Raw genomic sequence first — 17516 nt, forward strand, 5'->3', positions numbered from 1 at the left:
GCCTGATCACAGCTGCCGTTCTAGACTCGTCTGGTCATGGCCTCAACCCACTTTTCAGGCATCCCGGCAGGGGGCTGGCGCACGTTTCTGGCCCTGTGGGCGTCGCAGTCGGTGAGTCAGATCGGCAGCTATGTGGCGTGGTTCGCGCTCAATGTGTACGTTGTCCAGACGCTGTACCCGCAGCCCGACCAGAAAGCGCCGCTGGCCCTCGCGCTGGGGGCCTTGGCGATCGGCTCCACCCTGGTGACGGTACTGCTCGCGCCGGTCGCCGGGTCGGTGGTGGACCGGGTCAACCGTCAGCGCGTCATGCTGACGTGTGACGTGCTGGCGGGGCTTCTCACCCTGGGCCTGTTCGCCCTGATGCTGGGGGTGGTGATCCCCTTCCCGCTGCTGCTGGCCTTTGTGCTCGTCACCCAGGCCCTGAGCCTCTTCCACGAGGCTGCCCTGGAAAGCAGCTACGTGATGATCGTCCCCGAGGCCCAGCTCACCCGGGCCAACGGCATGATGCAGACCACCCGGCAGTTTTCCAACCTGCTCGCGCCCGGCCTCGCCACGCTGCTGATCGGGCTGCCCGCGCTGTTGGGGCAGGGGAGCTGGCTGGCCTCGCTGCGCAGCGGCGTGCCCTTTGCCCTCCTCATCGACGGCCTGAGTTTTCTGCTGGCTGCTGCGGTGCTCGCCCGCCTCGCCATTCCCAGTCCTCCCCCTGCCGAACATCACGGCAGTGCTGCCGCGAACCTCAAGGCCGACACCCGGCTGGGCTGGACGTACCTGCTGCGGCGCCCCCCCCTGCTGCACCTGCTGATCCTGGCCGCCGCGCTGAATTTTGCCACCGCTGCCATCCCCGTCTACCAGACCCTGCTGACCACCTTTACGCTGGAGGCGGACCGGGCCGCGCGGGGCCTTGGTTTTGCGAGTGCGCTCGCCATCATCCAGACCGCTACCAGTGCGGGCATGGTGTTGGGTGGCCTCGCCATCAGCGCCTGGGGCGGCCTGAAGCGGCGGCGGGTCCTCGGGATCCTGCTGCCGGCTCTGCTGTGCGGAGTCGGCATCGTCCTGATGGGTCTTTCCCGTGACGTCGCCCTGACCGCTTTCGCCTTTGCGCTGACCGTCTTTGTGATGCCCATCACCAACGCCCACAGCGCCGGGATCTGGCAGGCGCAGGTGCCCCGCGAACTTCAGGGACGGGTGTTTGCGGTGCGCCGCGTGGTGGGCCGCTTTACGGTGCCGCTGGGCATGGCCTTTGTCACGGCCCTCTCCACCGCTCTGCCGCCCGGACCGGTCATCGCCGTCCTGGGGCTCTTGGTGATCGTGATCTGCGCCGTGCAGCTCCTGAATCCGGTGGTTCAGCGCGTGGAAGACCGCGAGTACGTGGAGGCGTTGGCCGCGGCGCGAGGTGGCTAGGAGAGGTGCCTGTTCAGGCGATGTTCATCCCGATGTCTATGGTGGACCGGTAGCCGCTCGCTGCGTCGCCGCTGAGGGTGAGGAGAAGTTGGCTGCCCCCGTTTTGGTAGATGTTGTCGTTGGCGTTTCGCACGCTGCGGTTCGCGCCCTTGGTGGCGTAGGGGCTGACGGTGCGGTAGATGGTGTCACTGAGCGCGTCCTCGAAGAAGAGCTGCGAGGTAAATTCCTGGGTGGAGCCGCTCGCCGAAAGCACCCGCAGCTTGAAGTGGAGATGGGGGGTGCGTCCCGGATACCACCCGGGATAGATCGTCGTAAAGGTGGCCTCGCCCCGGGCGTCCGTGAGCTGGTAACCCCGCAGGAAGTCCTGCCCAACGGTGCTCGGCTGGCCGTTTCCGCTCACGCCGCTGTAGACGCCGAGGGCATTACACTGCCAGAGGTCCACCATCACCCCGCCGAGAGGGGTGCAGCCCCCGCTGCCAACCCGGGTGATCTGAAAGGTGAGGCTCAGGGGAACGCCGAGCTGGATCGTGCCCGTCCCCGTGTCGCTGCGGATGTCACTGCGCTGAAGCTTGGTGTCCACAAAGTAGGGCCCCTCGGTCAGTGCGGGGCGCACCACACAGGAGGGAAGAGCCGTGCCCGTTCCCCCGGTTCCCGTGCCGCTGCCCGCTGCCGTGCCGTTGCAGCCCATCAGTCCCGTCGTTGCCAGTGCCCCGCCCCCCAGACCCAGCAGCGCGAGCGCTCGGCGGCGGCTCAGCAGCGTTCCTACCATCGCGTCGTCGTTGTCCATATGAGCCTCCCTCTGGTGGTGAACTGGCAGGCAGCGTAGGCGACGGGTGTGAAGAACTCGCGTAGAGGGCGTCAAGAACCGGCCAAAAGGGCCAGCGCGTGGCTGGCCCCCTTCCCCTTTGGTCTAACGCTCCCCCTGCCGCGCCAGCCACCTCGCCAGCCAGGGCAGTTTCTGGCCCACCTTCTCCCGCAGGCCGCCCCAGTAGCGGCGCGACCAGCCCTCCACGGTGCGCTGCTTGCCGCGGGCGATGGCGAGGGCCCCTTCCGGAACGTCCTCGTGGACGGTGCTGCCCGCCGCGACAAAGGCCGCGTTCCCGATCACGCGGGGGGCGATCAGGGTGGAGTTGGAGCCGATAAAGACGCCGGCCCCGACGCTGCTCTGGTGTTTCTCCACCCCGTCGAAGTTGGCGACGATGGTGCCCGCGCCGATGTTCGTCTCCTGGCCGACCGTGACGTCCCCCAGGTAGGCGAGGTGCCCCGCCTTGACGCCCGCAGCGAGCTGCGCGTTTTTCGTCTCCACAAAGTTGCCGATGTGGACTCCCTCGCCCAGCACGGTACCGGGGCGCAGGCGAGCAAATGGGCCCACATCGCTGCCCGCACCGACTCGCGCTCCCTCCAGCACGCTGTGGGGTTTGACCACAGCGCCAGCCTCGAGCACGCTGTCCGTGACCACGCTGTAGGCTCCCACCGTCACGCCGTCCGCGACGCGCGTTTGCCCCCGCAGAATCACCCCCGGCTCGAGCGTCACGTCGCGGCCCAGGGTGACGGTGTCCTCGATCCGGGTGGTGTCCGGGTCCTGGAGGGTCACCCCGGCCCGCATATGCGCCGCGTTGATTCGTCGCCGCAAGATGGCCTCGGCTGCGGCCAGACCGGCGCGGTCATTCGCCCCAGTCACCTCGTCCGGATCGGTCAGCCGAAAGGCGCGCACCTTGGCGCCCTCGCCCCGGTACAGTTCGAGCAGATCGGTCAGGTAATACTCACCCGCCGGGTTGCTGTTGGTGATGCGGCGCGCGAGTTCGGGGGCGCGAGCGTCCATCACGTACACCCCGGAGTTGAATTCGCGGACCGCCTTTTCTTCGGGCGTGGCGGCCTTTTCCTCCACGATGCGCTCGACGTTGCCGTCCGCGTCCCGCAGGATACGGCCATAGCCGGTCGCGTCGGGCAGCTCCCCCGTCAGGACCGTGAGGGCGCTTCCCTGCGCGCGGTGTTCGGCGATAAGCTCACGCAGCGTCTCGGTGCGTAGGAGCGGGGTGTCCCCGTACAGCACCAGGATGTCGGCGTCCCCCGTGCTGGGCAGCGCCTGGGCGCCGACCAGGAAGGCATGTCCGGTGCCCAGCTGCCGCTGCTGCCGGGCAAAGCGCACGCCGCTTCCGGAGAGTGCTGCCTCCACCTGCGGCGCGCCGTGTCCCGTCACCACAACCACCTGCCGCGCGCCGAGTTCCTGCGCGGCGCGAACCGCCCAGGCAACCATGGGCCGCCCGGCCACCGGGTGAAGCACTTTAGGAAGTGCGGATTTCATGCGGGTGCCTTGTCCCGCGGCAAGAATAAGGACGTCCAACGGACGATCGGGTTCAGTCATTCCAGGTCACCTGTCCGGGGGCCAGTGTACGGGAAGCGGGCCCTCTCCAGACGGGAAAGAAAAGGCCCGCAAAAACACCGCAGCGGAGAGACGCTGCGGTGGGGGCCTCCTCAAGGCCTCAACGTTGTGTGCCTCGCCTAACGGTCCTGCCGTCCCTCCTCAAGGTTCGCCTTCACATCAGAGACGACTTTCTCTCCTCCCCGCCGCAGTTCGCCGCCCGCAGTCTGGAACGCGGCCGCCGGAGATTCACCCCGCGCCAGGTTGGAAACGCCTTCCTTGACGGCGTCTCCTGCGCGGGTCACGTTGCCCTCCACGCCGGGGTTCACTCGCCGCAACAGGCCCTGAACCTGCTCGCGCACCTGAGGATTGTTGCGGTACAGAACGTAACCAGCACCGGCCAGCAGCAGGAGTCCCCACGGGAAGCCGCCGCCCGAGGCGCGCTGCTTGCGAAGCACAGCCACCTCGCTTCGGAGCCGTTGCAGGTCCTTTTGCTGTTGGGCGAGCCGCGCCTCGATGGCCGCATGCTGCCGCATCAGCGTTCGGTTGACCCCGTGTTCCATCCCGAGGTGAACCTGGTGGGCGGCGTCCTGAATGTTGTCGAGAATCTCGTGCGGCGTCTTCATCATCGTCCTCCTGAGCAACCGGGGGAAGGGTGTCTTTCCTGCTCGGCTCGTCGCTGTGGCGGCGTGATGGCCACTGACCCCGCAAGTTTGACGGGTGAACGCGGCACGTTTTTGCGACGCGGCTAAAGAGGGTCTCACGAACCCGCAATCTCAAGTTCGGCTCAAGGCTCTCCGCAAAGGACGGAGGGCGGCCGCCGGGCCCTTCCCCGACTGCCGCCCTCTGCCCAGGCACGTCCTACGCGGTGGGTGCGGTCTTCCGTGTCTCGGGCTTGTGGCGCAGCCGCCACAGCATCCACAGGCTCACCAGGATCAGCGGGATGCTGACCAGGTGCGTCTCGGTCAGGAGGCCAATCCCCGGTTCGTTCGGGCCCTGGCGGAGGTACAGCTTAAGGGGGAGGGGGTTGAGGCGAAACGTCTCCTCCCAACCGGCACGCAGGATGGAGTACCACAGCCAGAACTGCCAAAAGGCCCAGCCGGGGCGGCGCGAACGCAGCCAGAAAAAGGCCGCCACCGAGAGAATGATGCCGATGATGACGCCGTAGAGCTGCGTGAAGTGCACTGGGGCCGTCATGACGATCTGCCCGCCGATCTCCTGGCAGTAGCGCGAGAGGTCGAGGTCAGGGTTAGGATTGGGGATGCACATGCCCTCGTGAAAGGCACGGGCCGAGTTGGGCCAGCGGTAGCCGATGGGCCAGCCGGTGACGCGCCCCACCGTATCGGTGCCGTTCATGATGTTGCCGATGCGACCCCCGATGATGCCAAAGGCCACGCCGGGCACGCACAGGTCCGCGTACTCGTAGAAGTTAAGCCGGTAACGCCGGGTGTAGTACAGCAGCACCAGGATTCCGCCGATCAGGCCTCCGTGGATGCTGATGCCGCCTTGGCGCAGGTTGATGATGTCCAGCAGCACCCGTGGGAAGGGAATGTTCTCGAACTGGTGCCAGGAGGTCAGCACAAACACCAGCCGTGCGCCCACCAGGCCCCAGATGATCATCCACAGGATCATGTCGTTAAAGAGGTTCACGTTCAGGCCGCGCTCGCGGGCCAGCCGAGTGCCCACCCATACGCCCGCGAGAATGCCCAGCGTGATCAGCACGCCGTACCAGGCAATGGTGAAACTGCCGATCTGAAGGAAGACGGGGTCCATAAGTCCTGTGCAGTCTAGCCGGGTTGCTGCCCCCCTGCCCCGATCAACCGAATAAAAAGCCCTCTCCGGGGGAGAGGGTGCAGAAGGAGCCGTTGCTGAAGCGGAGCGTCAGGCGCCGAGCGCGGGGGTCTCTTCGGGCGGAATGACGCGGAACACGCGCGAGAGCAGCACGCCCAGCTCGTACAGGGCGTAGAGCGGCAGGGCCACCAGGAGCATGTTCATGGGGTCGGGGGTGGGCGTGATCAGGGCGGCCAGCAGCATCACCCCGACGAGCGCCACGCGCCAGGCCCGGCGCAGCATCACGTGGTTGACCAGTCCGATGCGCGTGAGAATCACGGCCAGGATGGGGAGTTCAAAGGCGAGGCCAAAGGCGATGAGAAAGGTCGTGACCGTCCCGATGTAGTTCGCCAGGCTCTGCATCTGTTCTACGGTGCCGCCCAGAAAATCGAGCAGGAAGCGAACCATCGCGGGCAGCACAAATGTGTACCCAAAGGCCGCACCAAGCACAAAGGACAGCCCTGCTCCCACGATAAAGGGAAGCGCCCAGCGCCGTTCGTGCGGGTAGAGGCCGGGGGCGATAAAGGCCCATACCTGCCACAGGATCAGGGGGAGCGCCAGCGCCAGCCCCGCCCAGAACGACAGGTTAAGGCTGAGCAGAAACTGGTCGGTCAGGTTCACGGTGACGAGCTGAACGTTGCCGTGCTGGTACTGCTCCGAATACTGGAGGGGCCCCTTGATCAGCTCGATGAGCTGGAGGCGGTACTGAAAGGCCACGGCCATCCCGACCGCCAAGAACACCACGCTGAGGAGGAGGCGCCGGCGCAGCTCTTCGAGGTGGTCGAGGAGTGGCGCGCTCTTGAGGTCCTGTTCCTGCCGCATGCCGTTGCCGCCTCAGGCGCGTTGGTCGCGCTCGGTCACCCCGTGCCCATCGGCCGTGCGGGTCACCTCCGTGGGCGCGCTGTCCTGCGGCTGAAGGGGCCGCGCCTGAACATCGGTCACGGGCGGGACCGGTCCGTGGACCTCGCGCTTGAATTCTTTGATGCCCTGGCCCATGCCTCGGCCGAGCTCGGGGAGTTTACGCGCCCCGAAGAGCAGGGCGATCACGACGAGAATCAGGATGATTTCAAGGGGTCCAAATGACATGGGCTGACCTCCAGCGGAGAGTGGGACGGGGCTGGTGCCCCCAACTTCTAGCGTACTCCCAGAAGATGAAGGGGCGGTGCAGGCGACGCCTGCTCATCCTGCTTCTATGCGCGTGGCCGGTCACTGGATCACCCTTCCCGGGCGGGCGATCCAAAGGGCACAGAGCCGCATATCTCCAGATGAACGCACGCTGCCACAGGCAGGAGCCGCGTTCCTCCCAGGCGTGAACAGCCTGGGCGCCTGTTCCACCGGGGACAGCGAGAGGAGTGGACCTATGCCGAATATCGGTGCACCCGAAGTCCTGATCATTCTGCTGGTGGCCCTGCTGGTGTTCGGGCCGCGCAAGCTCCCCGAGCTCGGCCGGGGCGTGGGGCAGGCCCTGCGGGAATTCCGCCGCTCGACCGGACAAGTCACCGAAGAGCTGCGCGCCGGACTGGAGGCTCAGCCCAACCGCGAGTAGCGGTTTCTGGGCTACTCAGTGAAGTCTGGGCTGCGGCGTCCGGTCTGACCCGGGGGAGGGTGTTAAGCTGCCCGCACGGTCATGACCCCACCCGCCGAACCCACAGACGAGACGCTCCTCCAGCGGATGGCGGCAGGCGACGAGGACGCGCTGCTGGAACTGCACCGGCGGTACGTGCGGCTGCTCTACGGCCTGGGTCACCGCATGCTGCGCCAGCGGGATGATGTGGACGTCTGCGTGCAAGACGCCTTTATGAATGCCTGGCGGCACGCCGCCCGCTTTGATCCCACACGGGCCAGCGTCAAGACCTGGCTGGTGAGCATCGCCCACCACCGCTTCCTTCAGCAGCTCCGAGACCGGCCCGAAGTGGGCCTGGAACTGGAGGACTGGGACCAACCCACGGTCCCCACCGATCCCGCTGATCGGGTGCTGGCCGACCGAGCCCTGCAGGCCCTGGAGGGCGAGCAGCGCCGTCTGGTGGAACTGGCCTACTACCGGGGATACTCTCACGCGGAGCTGGCGGCGCTGACCGGGTTGCCGCTCGGAACGGTGAAGTCACGCCTGCGGGCCGCCGTAGACCGCATGCGGGCGGCTTTGGGGGCCGGGACGCCGGAAGGGAAAGGAGGGGAGCGGTGAAGCCTGACCGTGACGACCTTTTGGCCTACGCGCTAGGCACGCTGCCCCCTGCGGAGGCCGCCCGAGTCGAGGCTGCGCTGGCGGCCGATCCGGCCCTGCGCGCGGAGCTGCGGGCCGACCTCGACGCCCTGAGTCACCTCCTGGACGACCTCGACCCAGGAGCAGTGACGGTGCCGGCAGATGCGGGTGAGCGCCTGCTCGCGCGCGTCCGGGCAGAAGGACGACTCGCCCCGCCGCTGCGGGAGACGCCAAGGGCACGGCCCGCACCCAGACGCCCGTCCTGGCGCTTTTCGGCGGGGCTGGCGCTGGCTGCTGCGCTGGCTCTGGCGATTTTCCTGCTTTCACAGGTCGATGAGGACGCGGCCCGCCGGTATGCGCGCTTGCCCGGAGCGGTCGTGCACCCCATCGAGGTCAACGGCACTCCTCTGGGAACGGCCGTACGTCTGCCGGACGGGCGGGTGTATGTCGGCCTGACCCGTCCGCTGGAGCAGGACCGCACCTACCAGCTGTGGCAGATCGAGAACGGCTCGCCCGTCTCCAGAGGAGTGTTTCAGGAGGGCCTGCTCCTCCGCCTGCCCCCAGAGGCCACCATTGCCGTGAGCGTTGAGCCGCGCGGCGGCAGCCCGCAGCCGACGACCCAGCCGCTCTTTATTCAGAAGCTCTGAGGGTCCGCCGCTGCCGGCCAGCCTTTAGAGAAGCTTTATGCATGGCGTCTGGGCCGATCCAGTTGGGCACCGGGCGAATACGAGCCCAGTGGAGGAACAGGAAGGCCCGAGCGGTCTCGGTGGTAGCCGGTGCGGTGGGCCGCCTGTCCCTTCAGGCGGTTTTCCTTTTTCCCCACTCTCTTTCTCGGAGGACACAGGCATGAGTCAAGACACGCAGGGCATGAGCACGCGCCGCCGCTTCCTGGGCATGGCGGGCATGATGGGCGCGGGCGCGGTGTTGTCCGGCTGCACGAACGTGCTCGCCACCAACCCCACCAAGCCCAACCTCGACGCCGTCATCTTTAACTTTGCACTCAACCTGGAGTACCTGGAGGCGGCCTTTTACCTAGCTGCCGTGGGCCGCCTCGACGAGCTGACCGCGGCGGGGGGGGACGCGAGCAAGGTGATCTTGCCCCAGGGCTTTACAGGAAGGGGCGGCATGACCGTGCCTGGTCTGACCGGTGACCTGCTGGCGATGGCGCACGAGATCGCCGACGACGAACTGGCCCACGTCAAGGTGATCCGGCAGGTGCTCGGCTCCGCCGCGGTGGCCCAGCCCAGGCTCGACCTGAGCGGCTCGTTTGTCGCCGCCGGGAACGCAGCCTCGAACGGGGCGATCACCAACTTCAACCCCTACGCCAACCCGCTGTTCTTTCTGCACGGCGCCTTTGTGTTTGAAGATGTGGGCGTGAGCGCCTACAAGGGAGCCGCCCGGTTCCTGGTGGATGACCGGATGGGCGGCAACCTGGAGAACGCGGCGGGCATCCTGGCGGTTGAGGCGTACCACTCCGGGGCTATTCGCACCGAGCTCTACCAGCGCCGCAACGAGCAGGCCGCGGCGGGTCTGACGGTCGCCCAGGTCGTGCAGGCGATCAGCAACCTGCGCGACTCGGTGGACGGGAATGATGACCGCGACCAGGGCATCACCGCCGGTGCGGGGAACCCCGACTATGTGCCTGCCCGCAGCGCCAACATCGTCCTTGCCGATCAGAACGGCATCGCCTTCAGCCGCACGCCCCGCCAGGTGGCCAATATCGTGTTCCTCGAGCCGAATGCGACGAAGGGCGGCTTCTTCCCCGACGGCCTGAGCGGCAACAGCGTCACGGGAGACTACAGCAACCTGCTGAAGCTCTAAAGACGCTGATCGGCCCCGCCCCCCTCCTTCGGGGCGGGGTGAGTCGTGTCCTCAGATGCTCCAGCCGCCGTCGACGAGGAGTTCCTGTCCGGTGATGTACCCGGCCTCGCCCGTGGCGAGAAAGGCCACGGCCGCGCCCACCTCGCCCGGCTGGCCGAAGCGGCGGGCAGGAATGCGGTGCTGGAGGCGCTCGGCCTCGGCGGGGTCGGCGTGCAGGGCCCTGAGGCGCTCGGTGGCGGTATAGCCGGGCGCGACGGTGTTGCAGGTCACCCCCTCGGCGGCGACCTCCAGCGCGAGGGTCCGCAGGTGGTTGGTGACGGCGGCGCGCATCGCATTGCTGACGGGCAGCGTCAGCGCGGGGCGCCCCACCGTCAGGCTGGTCACCGCGATGATGCGGCCCCACCGCTGCTCGCGCATGGCCGGCAGCACCGCGTCGGCGAGGCGCACGGTGGAGAGGAACGTCAATTCGAACCCCCGTCGCCACGCCTCCTCGGTCATCTGGCTGGGCAGGCCGGGCGGCGGGCCTCCCGCGTTGCTCACCAGGATATCGATGGGCCCGGCCTGCCGCGCTGCCTCGACCGCTGCCTGCACGCCGTCCGGAGTGCCTACATCCGCCGCGGCCCAGCGTGCGCCGAGTTGGGCCGCGGCGGTGCGCAGCGCCTCCTCCCCCCGGGCCACCAGGGTGACCTCGGCACCCAGGGCCGTGAGCGCCTGTGCCGCAGCCAGCCCGATGCCCTTGCTGCCGCCCGTCACCAGAGCACGCCGTCCGTCCAGTCTGAAAAGGGTCATGGGTTAGGGTAACAGGCGCTCTGGGGCGCAGGCGTGATGGAGGTGGCGGCGGCCCTGTTTCCAAACCGCTACCATGCCCCCATGAACGTGCCGCGCGCCGCCGTCACCCTGATCGCGGGGCTCAGTAGCGCCCTGATCGCCTACAGCGCCTGTTATGTCCGTGGCGACACCGCCGGTGTGCTGCGTTACCTGCGCGAGCGTGGTGACGTCCGTGACCTGGCGGCAAGCGGGGCCGGACCTGCCGAGGTCGAGGCGGCGCGGCAACACCTTGCGGCCCTGGCCGCCCAGATCGCCGACCCCGACTTTGCGCTGCGGACGCTGCCGCTGGCGCTGCTGGTAGGTCTGCTGGTGGCCTGGCTGGTCTGGCAGGCGTTCGGGTCGCGGGCGAGCCGCGCGGGGTACAGCGACGTGCAGGAACGCATGGTCCTGCGCCTGGCGTACCGCAAGGGCGGGCAGTTCACCTTCGAGGACCTGAATGCCTCCTCGCCGCTCACTGACGAGCAGGCCCGCGCCGCACTCCGCCGCCTGCTGGACGCGGGCCGCCTCACCCGGGAGGGTGACACCTTCCGGCTGGTGCGGTGAGCCCATGAGCCTCTTGCCGCACGACCTGGCCCGTCTCCTCGAAGGCGCGCAGCAGGGGCCGCACTACAGCGTGCGGGCGGCGCTGGCCCTGGCCGACGGGCAGCCTTCCCCGCGCATCGCGGCTCTGGTCGCAGCGCTCACGGGGAGCAAGCGGGCCCTTTGGCAGGGGATCGCGCAGGTCACCGGCAGCACGCCGCCGCCCGATGACGCGGGGCTGATTCGTCTCGCAGAGTGGGAGGTGCAGGCCGTGCGTGCCCTCACGCCGGAGCAGCTCAGCTTGCGGCTGAATGGCCGAGCGGTAGGAGAGCTGCTGCTGGAGCACGTTCGGGAGGTGCTGTGGACGGCGGGGCAGATCGCGGCGCAGACGAATCGGGTGCGGATGGCGTGATGGGGGGAGCGGCGCTGGGCTGGGCAAGCGTCGTCCCGGACGTGGGAAGGCTTGCTGGTCTCGCCCCGGTTCCTGCCTGGACGTCGTGCTCCGCCCGTTTGAAAGGCCTCGGGCCTGACGGCCCGAACGGCTCGTCTGCCTGGAACGTAGACCTGGAAGGCAGGAATCGGCCGCCGACTGACCCAGTTTGAAAAGATCAGGGCTGACACGACTTGTTAGGGGAGAGCTTGTGAGTAAGGCGTTTTTCTCCCTCTCCACTTGTGAGGGCCTCGCAGAACTGCGAAGGAGGAGGGTGGCAGTCCGCAGGTGCCGGTCCCTCAGGCCCGTCTGTGTTCCTCAGGTCTCTGCCTCCCGCAGCCACGGCCACCGCTGCCGGTAGTCGGCCACCTTTGCCGCGTACAGGGTGGGCGTGTGGTTGCGGGGGTTGGGGCGCAGGCGGCCAGCCCGAACGGCGCGTACAGCTCGCCCCGCGCGTCCACGCCGACGCAGGTGCATTCCATCAGGAACTGCTCGATGCCCTCACGGGCGCTGCGCAGGGGAGGGCGGGTCAGGCCGTGTTTCTGCGGGAACCACAGGTGGACGCGGGCCTGATTGCGGACCTCGGTGCGGGCGTTCAGGTCGGCGAAGAGGGCGTTCGCGCGGCGGATCACGGCGTCTTCCCCCTCGTAACTGGTGTCGGCGTCCCAGGAGAACAGGTCGTAGTCGCGGATGTGCGCTTCCGGCGGCTGCCCGCCCAACACGTTCCACACCGTCTGGAAGAGGGCCCCTCAGGCGAACGGTGTGCAGGAACTCAGCCTCGGTCACGCGCGCCCTCCAGCACGGCCGGGAAATGCTCGGTGCAGGGCCATTCACGCTTCCAGCCGGGCCAGCTGTGCCCCAGGCGCAGCGGTGGGAGGAGGTGCGGGGGAACGTCCAGCCCGCGTGCCCCGGCAATCGCTCCGACGACACAGGCCACCGTGTCACTGTCGTCGCCGCGCAGCACGGCGGGTTCCACGGCGGCAAGCCAGGTGTCGGCTCTGGCATGGGCGACAGCGGCTTCTAGCGTGTCCAGCACGAACCCGCTTTGCGAGGAGACGTGCCCCTCCAGGCCCGAGCGGACCCGGGCGCGGATCTGGGCGCGAGCCGCCCGCTCCTGAGCACGGAAGGCGTCATGGGCGGCCCGCGTGTTCAGGCCGAGGATGCCGGCTTCCAGCAGGGTGCGGCGGGCATCGAGGCGGTCCATGACGCTGAGGGCCACTTCCGCCGCACTCCGGTAAGGATGCCCTGTGTGGAGCGCCTCCAGAAAGGCGGTCAGAAAGATGCTCGCGTACACGCAGCGCGGGTCGGCATGCGTCAGCGCAGTGACGGCCGCCGCTTCCCTGGCCAGATCCTCTCCGCCGAACCCCGCCAACCATACCGCCGCGACACGCATCAGGCCGCCATTCCCGGCACTCTGAAAGCCGCTCGCGGTCCAGGCGCGCGCACCGCCGTCAAGGGTGCCGTGCCGCAGCGCCGCACGGGTGAGGCGGCCCGCGTCCGGTGGCCCGGCCTCCAGCCACGCACACAGGGCTTTCAGCACCTCCTCTATCCCCCTGCCCTGCCCGTAGCCCAGCAGGGTTGCCACGGTCATTTGGCTATCGTCGGTCGCCTCGCCGGGGGCAAAGCCAAAGACGCTGCCCGGCTGGTAGTCGGTCAAGGTCTCGCCGTACCGGGCACGGATGACTGCGGGCGTCTTGAACTCGGTGGCGGCGCCCAGCGCGTCGGCGGCGGTCAGGGAGAGGAGCGTTTGGAGAACGGCAGCGGGCACGCGAGCAGGATAGATAGAGTGGCGCGAGCAGAGGTTACCTGCCCCCACCACCTCCTCCAGGAGGTACTGAAGCCGCGTCTGCGCGTTCTCCTGGCTGCCGTACACGCTCCGCAGCAGCTCGCCGCCCGGTGCGAAGGCCAGCCAGTGGGGCGTGCCCTCCGTGGCCCAGGCGCGGGCGAGGTCGCCCCCCAGGTCAAGCGCGACGGGAAAGGGGAGCTGGGCGTAGTCCCGCGCGAACCGCATCAGGGTCGGCTCCACGTCCTCCCGCGGCAGCAGGCGGTGGCCGCGGCTGGTGTGCAGCGCCAGCAGGTTCACCTGGTCTCCGAACTCGGCGTGCAGCCGCTTCAGGAAGGGAATCCCACGTGAGACGCACCCCGGACATTCCAGGTTGAAGAACATCACCAGGCCGGGCCGTGCCCACTCGGTCGGCGGGGGAAGGGGGTCGCCATGCACGAAGTCCTGAGGGGCAGGCCAGTCCATGCGGCGAGCTTAGCTCCTGATCGAGGAAAGCACCCCTCATGGGGCCACCGCTGTCAGTGCCCCAGGTGCAGCACCGCCACGCTGCCCAGAATCAGGGCCAGACCCGCCCAGGCGCGCGGCGTGAAGCGCACCCCTTCCAGGTGGCGGCTGAGCAGCGCCGCGCCGACGATGCCCAGCCCGCCCCAGACGGCATAGGCCACGCTCAGCGGCACCGCCCGCAGGCTGAGGCCCAGCAGGCCGAAGGCACACAGCACCAGCGCGAGTGCGGCCACGCCCGGCAGTGGGCGGCGAAACCCGTCCGACGCCTTCAGCAGCAGGTTGGCGAGGATGTCTAGCCCCGCCGCGCCCGCCAGACACAGCAGAGCCAGCGCGGCGGTCATGCTTCACCCCCGGCACGGGTGCCGCCGTGCAGCAGCCGCGCGCCCAGCAGCAATCCACCCAGCGCCAGCAGTTGCGGCTTTGTCAGGTGGTCGCCCAGCAGCCACATCCCCAGCAGCGTGATGGCGACGAGGCCCACGGCTTCCCAGATGGCAAAGGCCACCGCCACCGGAATCCGGCGGAACGCGAGCGACAGCAGCAGGTACGAGAGAACGATGGAACTGCCCGTGACGGCCGCGGCCAGCCAGGGCGTATTCAGGCCAAACAGTTTGAGGGCCAGCGTGCCCGTAACTTCACAGGCAATGGCCGAGAACAGCGCGATCCAGGCGCGCATAGAAAAAACACCTTCCTTATGGTTTTAGGGCAATGCAAGTGACGTGCAAAAAAGGAAGAACGTCAATGTACCTCAGTCGCTGGCAGGTGATGATGCGCTCATCACCTCGAGCGGAGCGAGAAGCCAAAAGGTGGCGGGTGGCGGAGGTGGAGCACTTCCGGTTGTCGTTTCCCGGAAGGGCGGAACTGTAGCCGCCTGCCACCTACGTCCAGCTTCGGACGTAGAGGGTATCCATCAGCAACTCAAGGACGGTGGCGTTTCGACACGCATCTCTGCGCATTGGCGTTTCACCCGGCACCTGTATGAGGAATGCGGGCCACCTCCGGCCCGTGCGAAGCCCCTGCCCCGGCTGGGTGGACGGCTCCGACTGGGGATGAGTTTAACCGGGCCTGTTCAGGCGAACGTCAGCCTGTCTCACCTTCAGGGCTAGACTGGGCAGCGCATGACCCGCTCCTCCGCCTTCCTGAGGGAAACGCCCGCGTCCTTCTGGCCCGCGTTCTGGCGCGGCTTCCGAGCACTGGTGCCGCTGTGGCTGGGCATCATTCCCTTCGCAGTGGCGTATGCCGTCACGGCGCGGGCGGCGGGGCTCAGCACCTGGGCAACGCAGCTCATGAGCCTGACGGTCTTTGCGGGGGCCTCGCAGTTCGCGGCGGCGGGCCTCTTTGCCGGGGGGGCATCGACGCTCGGGATCGTCGCCACCACCTTTTTGCTCAACGCGCGGCACGTGCTGTACGGCCTGAGCCTCGCCCGAGAGGTGCCCCTCACCCGCCCGCAACGGATGCTCGCCGCACAGTTTCTGACCGACGAGGCCTACGGCGTGGCGGTGGTGAACGGGACCCGCGAGCCGGGCGGCCTCTCCTTCGGCTTCGTGTTGGGGGCTGAACTCAGCCTGTACGTGGTGTGGAACCTGGCGACGTTCGCCGGGGCCCTCGCGGGCGGCGTGCTGCCGGACCCCGCCGCGCTGGGGGTGGGCGTCGTTTTCCCGCTTGCCTTCCTGGGGCTGTTGGTGCCGCTGCTGGTGGGGCGTGAGGCGGTGTTTGTCGCGCTCGTCTCCGGCTTGGCGGCGTGGGGCCTTTCGCGCGTGTTGCCGGGCGGGCTGGTGGTGCTGCTCGTCGGGGTGGGCGGGGCGCTGCTGGGCGCTGGGCTGGTAACGCGGGGAGAGCGGGCATGAGCGTCCTGGTGGTCATAGGGCTGATGTGGGCAGTCACGTACCCCGTGCGGCTGCTGGGTCTTAGCCTGGGCCGCCTGCGGCTGTCACCCTTCTGGCTGGCTTTCCTGCGCTTTGTGCCCGTCAGCGTGTTCGCCACGCTGATCGTGCCCGACGTGCTGGGGAGCCCCGAATGGCCCCGCCGTCTGATCGGGTGCGCCGTGGGTGGGGCGCTGCTGTGGCGCAGTCGGAATCTCGCGCTGGGGATTCTGGGGGGCTTCGCCGCGTACTGGGGGGCGCGGGGAGCGGGACTGTAGGCGAGTCTCCCCGCGCTGACCTCGGCCGCGCTATGCTGGGCGGCGCATGACGGGTCAGGCGGCGGTCATCGACGGGAAATACCAGGTCGTGCGAGAACTCGCGCGCGAAGGGCATGTGACCCTCAGCGAGGTTCGCGCGGGCGAGGGCGTCACCCGGCGTGTCGCGTGGTTTGACGTCGCCTCGCCCGCCGCTCGGCAGGGCTTTCATGCCTACCGTGCGGCCCTGCGCGCAATCGCTCCGGCAGGCCTCACCGATGTGGTCGCGCGTCCCGGGGCCTACTACGCGGTGTGGCAGCCCGTGACCGGCACACCGCTCGCGGAGGTTGCTGCGCAGCCGGTCAAACAGGAGGAGGTCGTGCAGGCGGTGCAGGCCCTGGCCGCACGGCTGGCCGAGCACGGCTACGCGCTTTCGGATGCGGATGTGGTGGTCGAGGGCCGCGACGTGCGGGTAGCGTACCTGCGCCCGGCCCCCGAAGGCCGCACGCCCGAGGAGGTTACCCGCCTGAACGCGGAGGCGCTCGCGCCCTTTACGGGTGTGCCGGTGAAGCGTCGGCGGCAGCCGGGCGCGTGGCTGACCTTTGTGCCGGGTCTGTTTTTTCTGGGTGGCGCAGCGTACCTGGGCACGCAGGCTGGGCAGATCTACCTCAATCCTCCGGTGCGCGAGGTGGCGAGCGTGACCGGCCGGCCCGCACAGGAGGCTGCGGCCCAGCTCACGGCATCGGGCTTCCGGGTGGAGTACACCCTGGGCGACTCGGGCAACGTGCCCATTGGCGCCGTGATCCGGCAGGAGCCCGCGGCGGGTACCAACCTGCCCGTGGGCCGCTTGGTGACGCTGACGGTCAATAACCCGCCCTCGCTGAACGTGCCCAAACTGGAGGAGCTCACGCTCGAGCAGGCGCGTGCTGCTCTGCGCGATAACGCCTTGTCGCTGGGCAAGGTCATCCGGGTCGACGGCACGCTCACCAAGACGCCTGAGGGCCGCATTATCGCGCAGGCGCCGGAGCCGGGCGCGGCCATTCAGCGCGGGCAGTCCGTGCAGGTGATGGTGTCGACCGGCATTCGCGGCAAGGAAACCTGGATCGCCGATCTCACCGGGCTGCCCTTTGAAGCGGCTCGCAAGCAGATCCGGCTCGCTGGGCTGGTCGTTCACCGAGTGGTCCAGCGCCCCAGTGACGCTCCCGAAAACACGGTGCTCGAACAGACGCCTGCGCCCTACGTGCGCGTGGCGGTGGGCAGCCCGGTGACCCTCACGGTCGCGACCGCCCGTTACAGTCCGCCCAGCCAGCCGACCGGAAGCCTGCCCCTTCCGCCGCCACCGCCCACCGCCGAGGGAGAGAGCGCGGAGACGAACGCCGGGTCAGCCGTGGCGCCCGACACTTCTGCTGAGGCTCCCGAGAGCCCGCCGGCAGAAGCGCCCCTTGCCCCCGAGGAGATCCCCGCGACGCCAGCGGCGGATGAGACCGCGGAACCCGAGGCTGCCCCCCGGTCCGTTCGCTTTCGCTACGTCTTTCCCGGCGACCTGCCGGAGGGCACCTATACGATCTCCGTGCGTGATGCCGACGGCGAGCGCGAGATTCAGGGCGCCACCGATCAGACGCAGCTTGCGGGCGCGGTCGCAGAGGGAAACGTTGATGTTCGCGGCGACGCGGTCTTTGTCATTCGGAGGAACGGCGAAGAGTACGCGACCGTCAAGCCGTAGCT

The 17516-nt window shown here is 68.5% G+C and carries 21 protein-coding genes; 10 read left to right on the forward strand and 11 right to left on the reverse strand.

The features are described from left to right. Window positions 1-36 precede the first annotated feature (36 nt). Window positions 37-1401 carry an MFS transporter gene (locus tag EI73_RS11445; RefSeq protein WP_034386821.1) on the forward strand — a complete coding sequence of 455 codons (1365 nt, stop codon included), beginning with the start codon at window positions 37-39 and terminating at the stop codon, window positions 1399-1401. Window positions 1402-1414: 13 nt separating this feature from the next. Here EI73_RS11445 and EI73_RS11450 read toward each other — a convergent pair whose 3' ends face one another. From EI73_RS11450 to EI73_RS11475, 6 genes are all read right to left on the reverse strand, one after another. Further along, entirely contained in the window at window positions 1415-2188 is a 774-nt protein-coding gene (locus tag EI73_RS11450) for an intradiol ring-cleavage dioxygenase (protein ID WP_034386822.1), read from the reverse strand. Window positions 2189-2311: 123 nt separating this feature from the next. Beyond that, window positions 2312-3766: a bifunctional UDP-N-acetylglucosamine diphosphorylase/glucosamine-1-phosphate N-acetyltransferase GlmU gene (gene glmU / locus EI73_RS11455; RefSeq protein WP_034386824.1), complete on the reverse strand. Its 1455-nt coding sequence runs from the start codon at window positions 3764-3766 to the stop codon at window positions 2312-2314. Window positions 3767-3903: 137 nt separating this feature from the next. Continuing rightward, on the reverse strand, window positions 3904-4389 hold the full coding sequence (locus EI73_RS11460) for a hypothetical protein (protein ID WP_156103528.1): 486 nt from the start codon (window positions 4387-4389) through the stop codon (window positions 3904-3906). Between the two features lie 235 nt (window positions 4390-4624). Beyond that, window positions 4625-5536: a prolipoprotein diacylglyceryl transferase gene (gene lgt, locus EI73_RS11465; RefSeq protein ID WP_034386825.1), complete on the reverse strand. Its 912-nt coding sequence runs from the start codon at window positions 5534-5536 to the stop codon at window positions 4625-4627. 108 nt (window positions 5537-5644) lie between these two features. Continuing rightward, window positions 5645-6415, reverse strand: coding sequence for a twin-arginine translocase subunit TatC (tatC, locus tag EI73_RS11470; RefSeq protein ID WP_034386826.1), 771 nt, complete (start codon window positions 6413-6415; stop codon window positions 5645-5647). Window positions 6416-6427: 12 nt separating this feature from the next. Beyond that, window positions 6428-6679 (reverse strand): twin-arginine translocase TatA/TatE family subunit, encoded by a 252-nt coding sequence (locus EI73_RS11475; protein ID WP_034386827.1) that lies wholly within the window; start codon window positions 6677-6679, stop codon window positions 6428-6430. 274 nt (window positions 6680-6953) lie between these two features. On the opposite strand from EI73_RS11475, the gene tatA reads away from it, so the two are divergent. From tatA to EI73_RS11495, 4 genes are all read left to right on the forward strand, one after another. Then, the gene (gene tatA, locus EI73_RS11480; RefSeq protein WP_034386828.1) at window positions 6954-7139 is read left to right on the forward strand and encodes a twin-arginine translocase TatA/TatE family subunit; all 186 of its coding nucleotides are present in this window, start codon (window positions 6954-6956) and stop codon (window positions 7137-7139) included. 81 nt (window positions 7140-7220) lie between these two features. After that, a complete protein-coding gene (locus tag EI73_RS11485; protein ID WP_034386829.1) occupies window positions 7221-7775 on the forward strand; it encodes an RNA polymerase sigma factor in 555 nt (184 codons plus the stop codon). Further along, window positions 7772-8440 (forward strand): anti-sigma factor domain-containing protein, encoded by a 669-nt coding sequence (locus tag EI73_RS11490; RefSeq protein WP_034386830.1) that lies wholly within the window; start codon window positions 7772-7774, stop codon window positions 8438-8440. The genes EI73_RS11485 and EI73_RS11490 overlap by 4 nt, the downstream gene beginning before the upstream one ends. Before the next feature lie 199 nt (window positions 8441-8639). Further along, window positions 8640-9614, forward strand: coding sequence for a ferritin-like domain-containing protein (locus tag EI73_RS11495; protein ID WP_034386831.1), 975 nt, complete (start codon window positions 8640-8642; stop codon window positions 9612-9614). 51 nt (window positions 9615-9665) lie between these two features. Here the strand turns inward: EI73_RS11495 and EI73_RS11500 are convergent, their stop codons facing one another. Continuing rightward, the gene (locus EI73_RS11500; RefSeq protein WP_034386832.1) at window positions 9666-10403 is read right to left on the reverse strand and encodes an SDR family oxidoreductase; all 738 of its coding nucleotides are present in this window, start codon (window positions 10401-10403) and stop codon (window positions 9666-9668) included. Window positions 10404-10484: 81 nt separating this feature from the next. Between EI73_RS11500 and EI73_RS11505 the strand changes: the two genes are divergently transcribed. Beyond that, window positions 10485-10985 (forward strand): hypothetical protein, encoded by a 501-nt coding sequence (locus EI73_RS11505; protein WP_034388190.1) that lies wholly within the window; start codon window positions 10485-10487, stop codon window positions 10983-10985. A 4-nt stretch (window positions 10986-10989) separates the two neighbouring features. Continuing rightward, window positions 10990-11373: a hypothetical protein gene (locus tag EI73_RS11510; RefSeq protein WP_034386833.1), complete on the forward strand. Its 384-nt coding sequence runs from the start codon at window positions 10990-10992 to the stop codon at window positions 11371-11373. Window positions 11374-11690: 317 nt separating this feature from the next. Here the strand turns inward: EI73_RS11510 and EI73_RS11515 are convergent, their stop codons facing one another. The 4 genes from EI73_RS11515 to EI73_RS11535 are packed head-to-tail and all read right to left on the reverse strand — an operon-like array spanning window position 11691 to window position 14351. Further along, entirely contained in the window at window positions 11691-12122 is a 432-nt protein-coding gene (locus EI73_RS11515; RefSeq protein ID WP_231557327.1) for a nucleotidyltransferase family protein, read from the reverse strand. Window positions 12123-12163: 41 nt separating this feature from the next. After that, window positions 12164-13639, reverse strand: coding sequence for an ADP-ribosylglycohydrolase family protein (locus tag EI73_RS11520; RefSeq protein WP_369699463.1), 1476 nt, complete (start codon window positions 13637-13639; stop codon window positions 12164-12166). Between the two features lie 53 nt (window positions 13640-13692). Further along, window positions 13693-14019 carry a multidrug efflux SMR transporter gene (locus tag EI73_RS11530; RefSeq protein ID WP_034386834.1) on the reverse strand — a complete coding sequence of 109 codons (327 nt, stop codon included), beginning with the start codon at window positions 14017-14019 and terminating at the stop codon, window positions 13693-13695. After that, window positions 14016-14351, reverse strand: coding sequence for a multidrug efflux SMR transporter (locus EI73_RS11535; RefSeq protein ID WP_034386835.1), 336 nt, complete (start codon window positions 14349-14351; stop codon window positions 14016-14018). The genes EI73_RS11530 and EI73_RS11535 overlap by 4 nt, the downstream gene beginning before the upstream one ends. 442 nt (window positions 14352-14793) lie before the next feature. Between EI73_RS11535 and EI73_RS11540 the strand changes: the two genes are divergently transcribed. The 3 genes from EI73_RS11540 to EI73_RS11550 are packed head-to-tail and all read left to right on the forward strand — an operon-like array spanning window position 14794 to window position 17514. After that, window positions 14794-15522, forward strand: a complete 729-nt coding sequence (locus EI73_RS11540) for an AzlC family ABC transporter permease (protein WP_051935507.1) — start codon at window positions 14794-14796, stop codon at window positions 15520-15522. Beyond that, window positions 15519-15815 carry an AzlD domain-containing protein gene (locus EI73_RS11545; RefSeq protein WP_034386836.1) on the forward strand — a complete coding sequence of 99 codons (297 nt, stop codon included), beginning with the start codon at window positions 15519-15521 and terminating at the stop codon, window positions 15813-15815. The genes EI73_RS11540 and EI73_RS11545 overlap by 4 nt, the downstream gene beginning before the upstream one ends. Window positions 15816-15861: 46 nt before the next feature. Then, window positions 15862-17514 (forward strand): PASTA domain-containing protein, encoded by a 1653-nt coding sequence (locus EI73_RS11550; protein ID WP_034386837.1) that lies wholly within the window; start codon window positions 15862-15864, stop codon window positions 17512-17514. Window positions 17515-17516 lie beyond the last annotated feature (2 nt).

Origin of the sequence: Deinococcus sp. YIM 77859, assembly GCF_000745175.1 — a bacterium.
Classification (GTDB): domain Bacteria; phylum Deinococcota; class Deinococci; order Deinococcales; family Deinococcaceae; genus Deinococcus.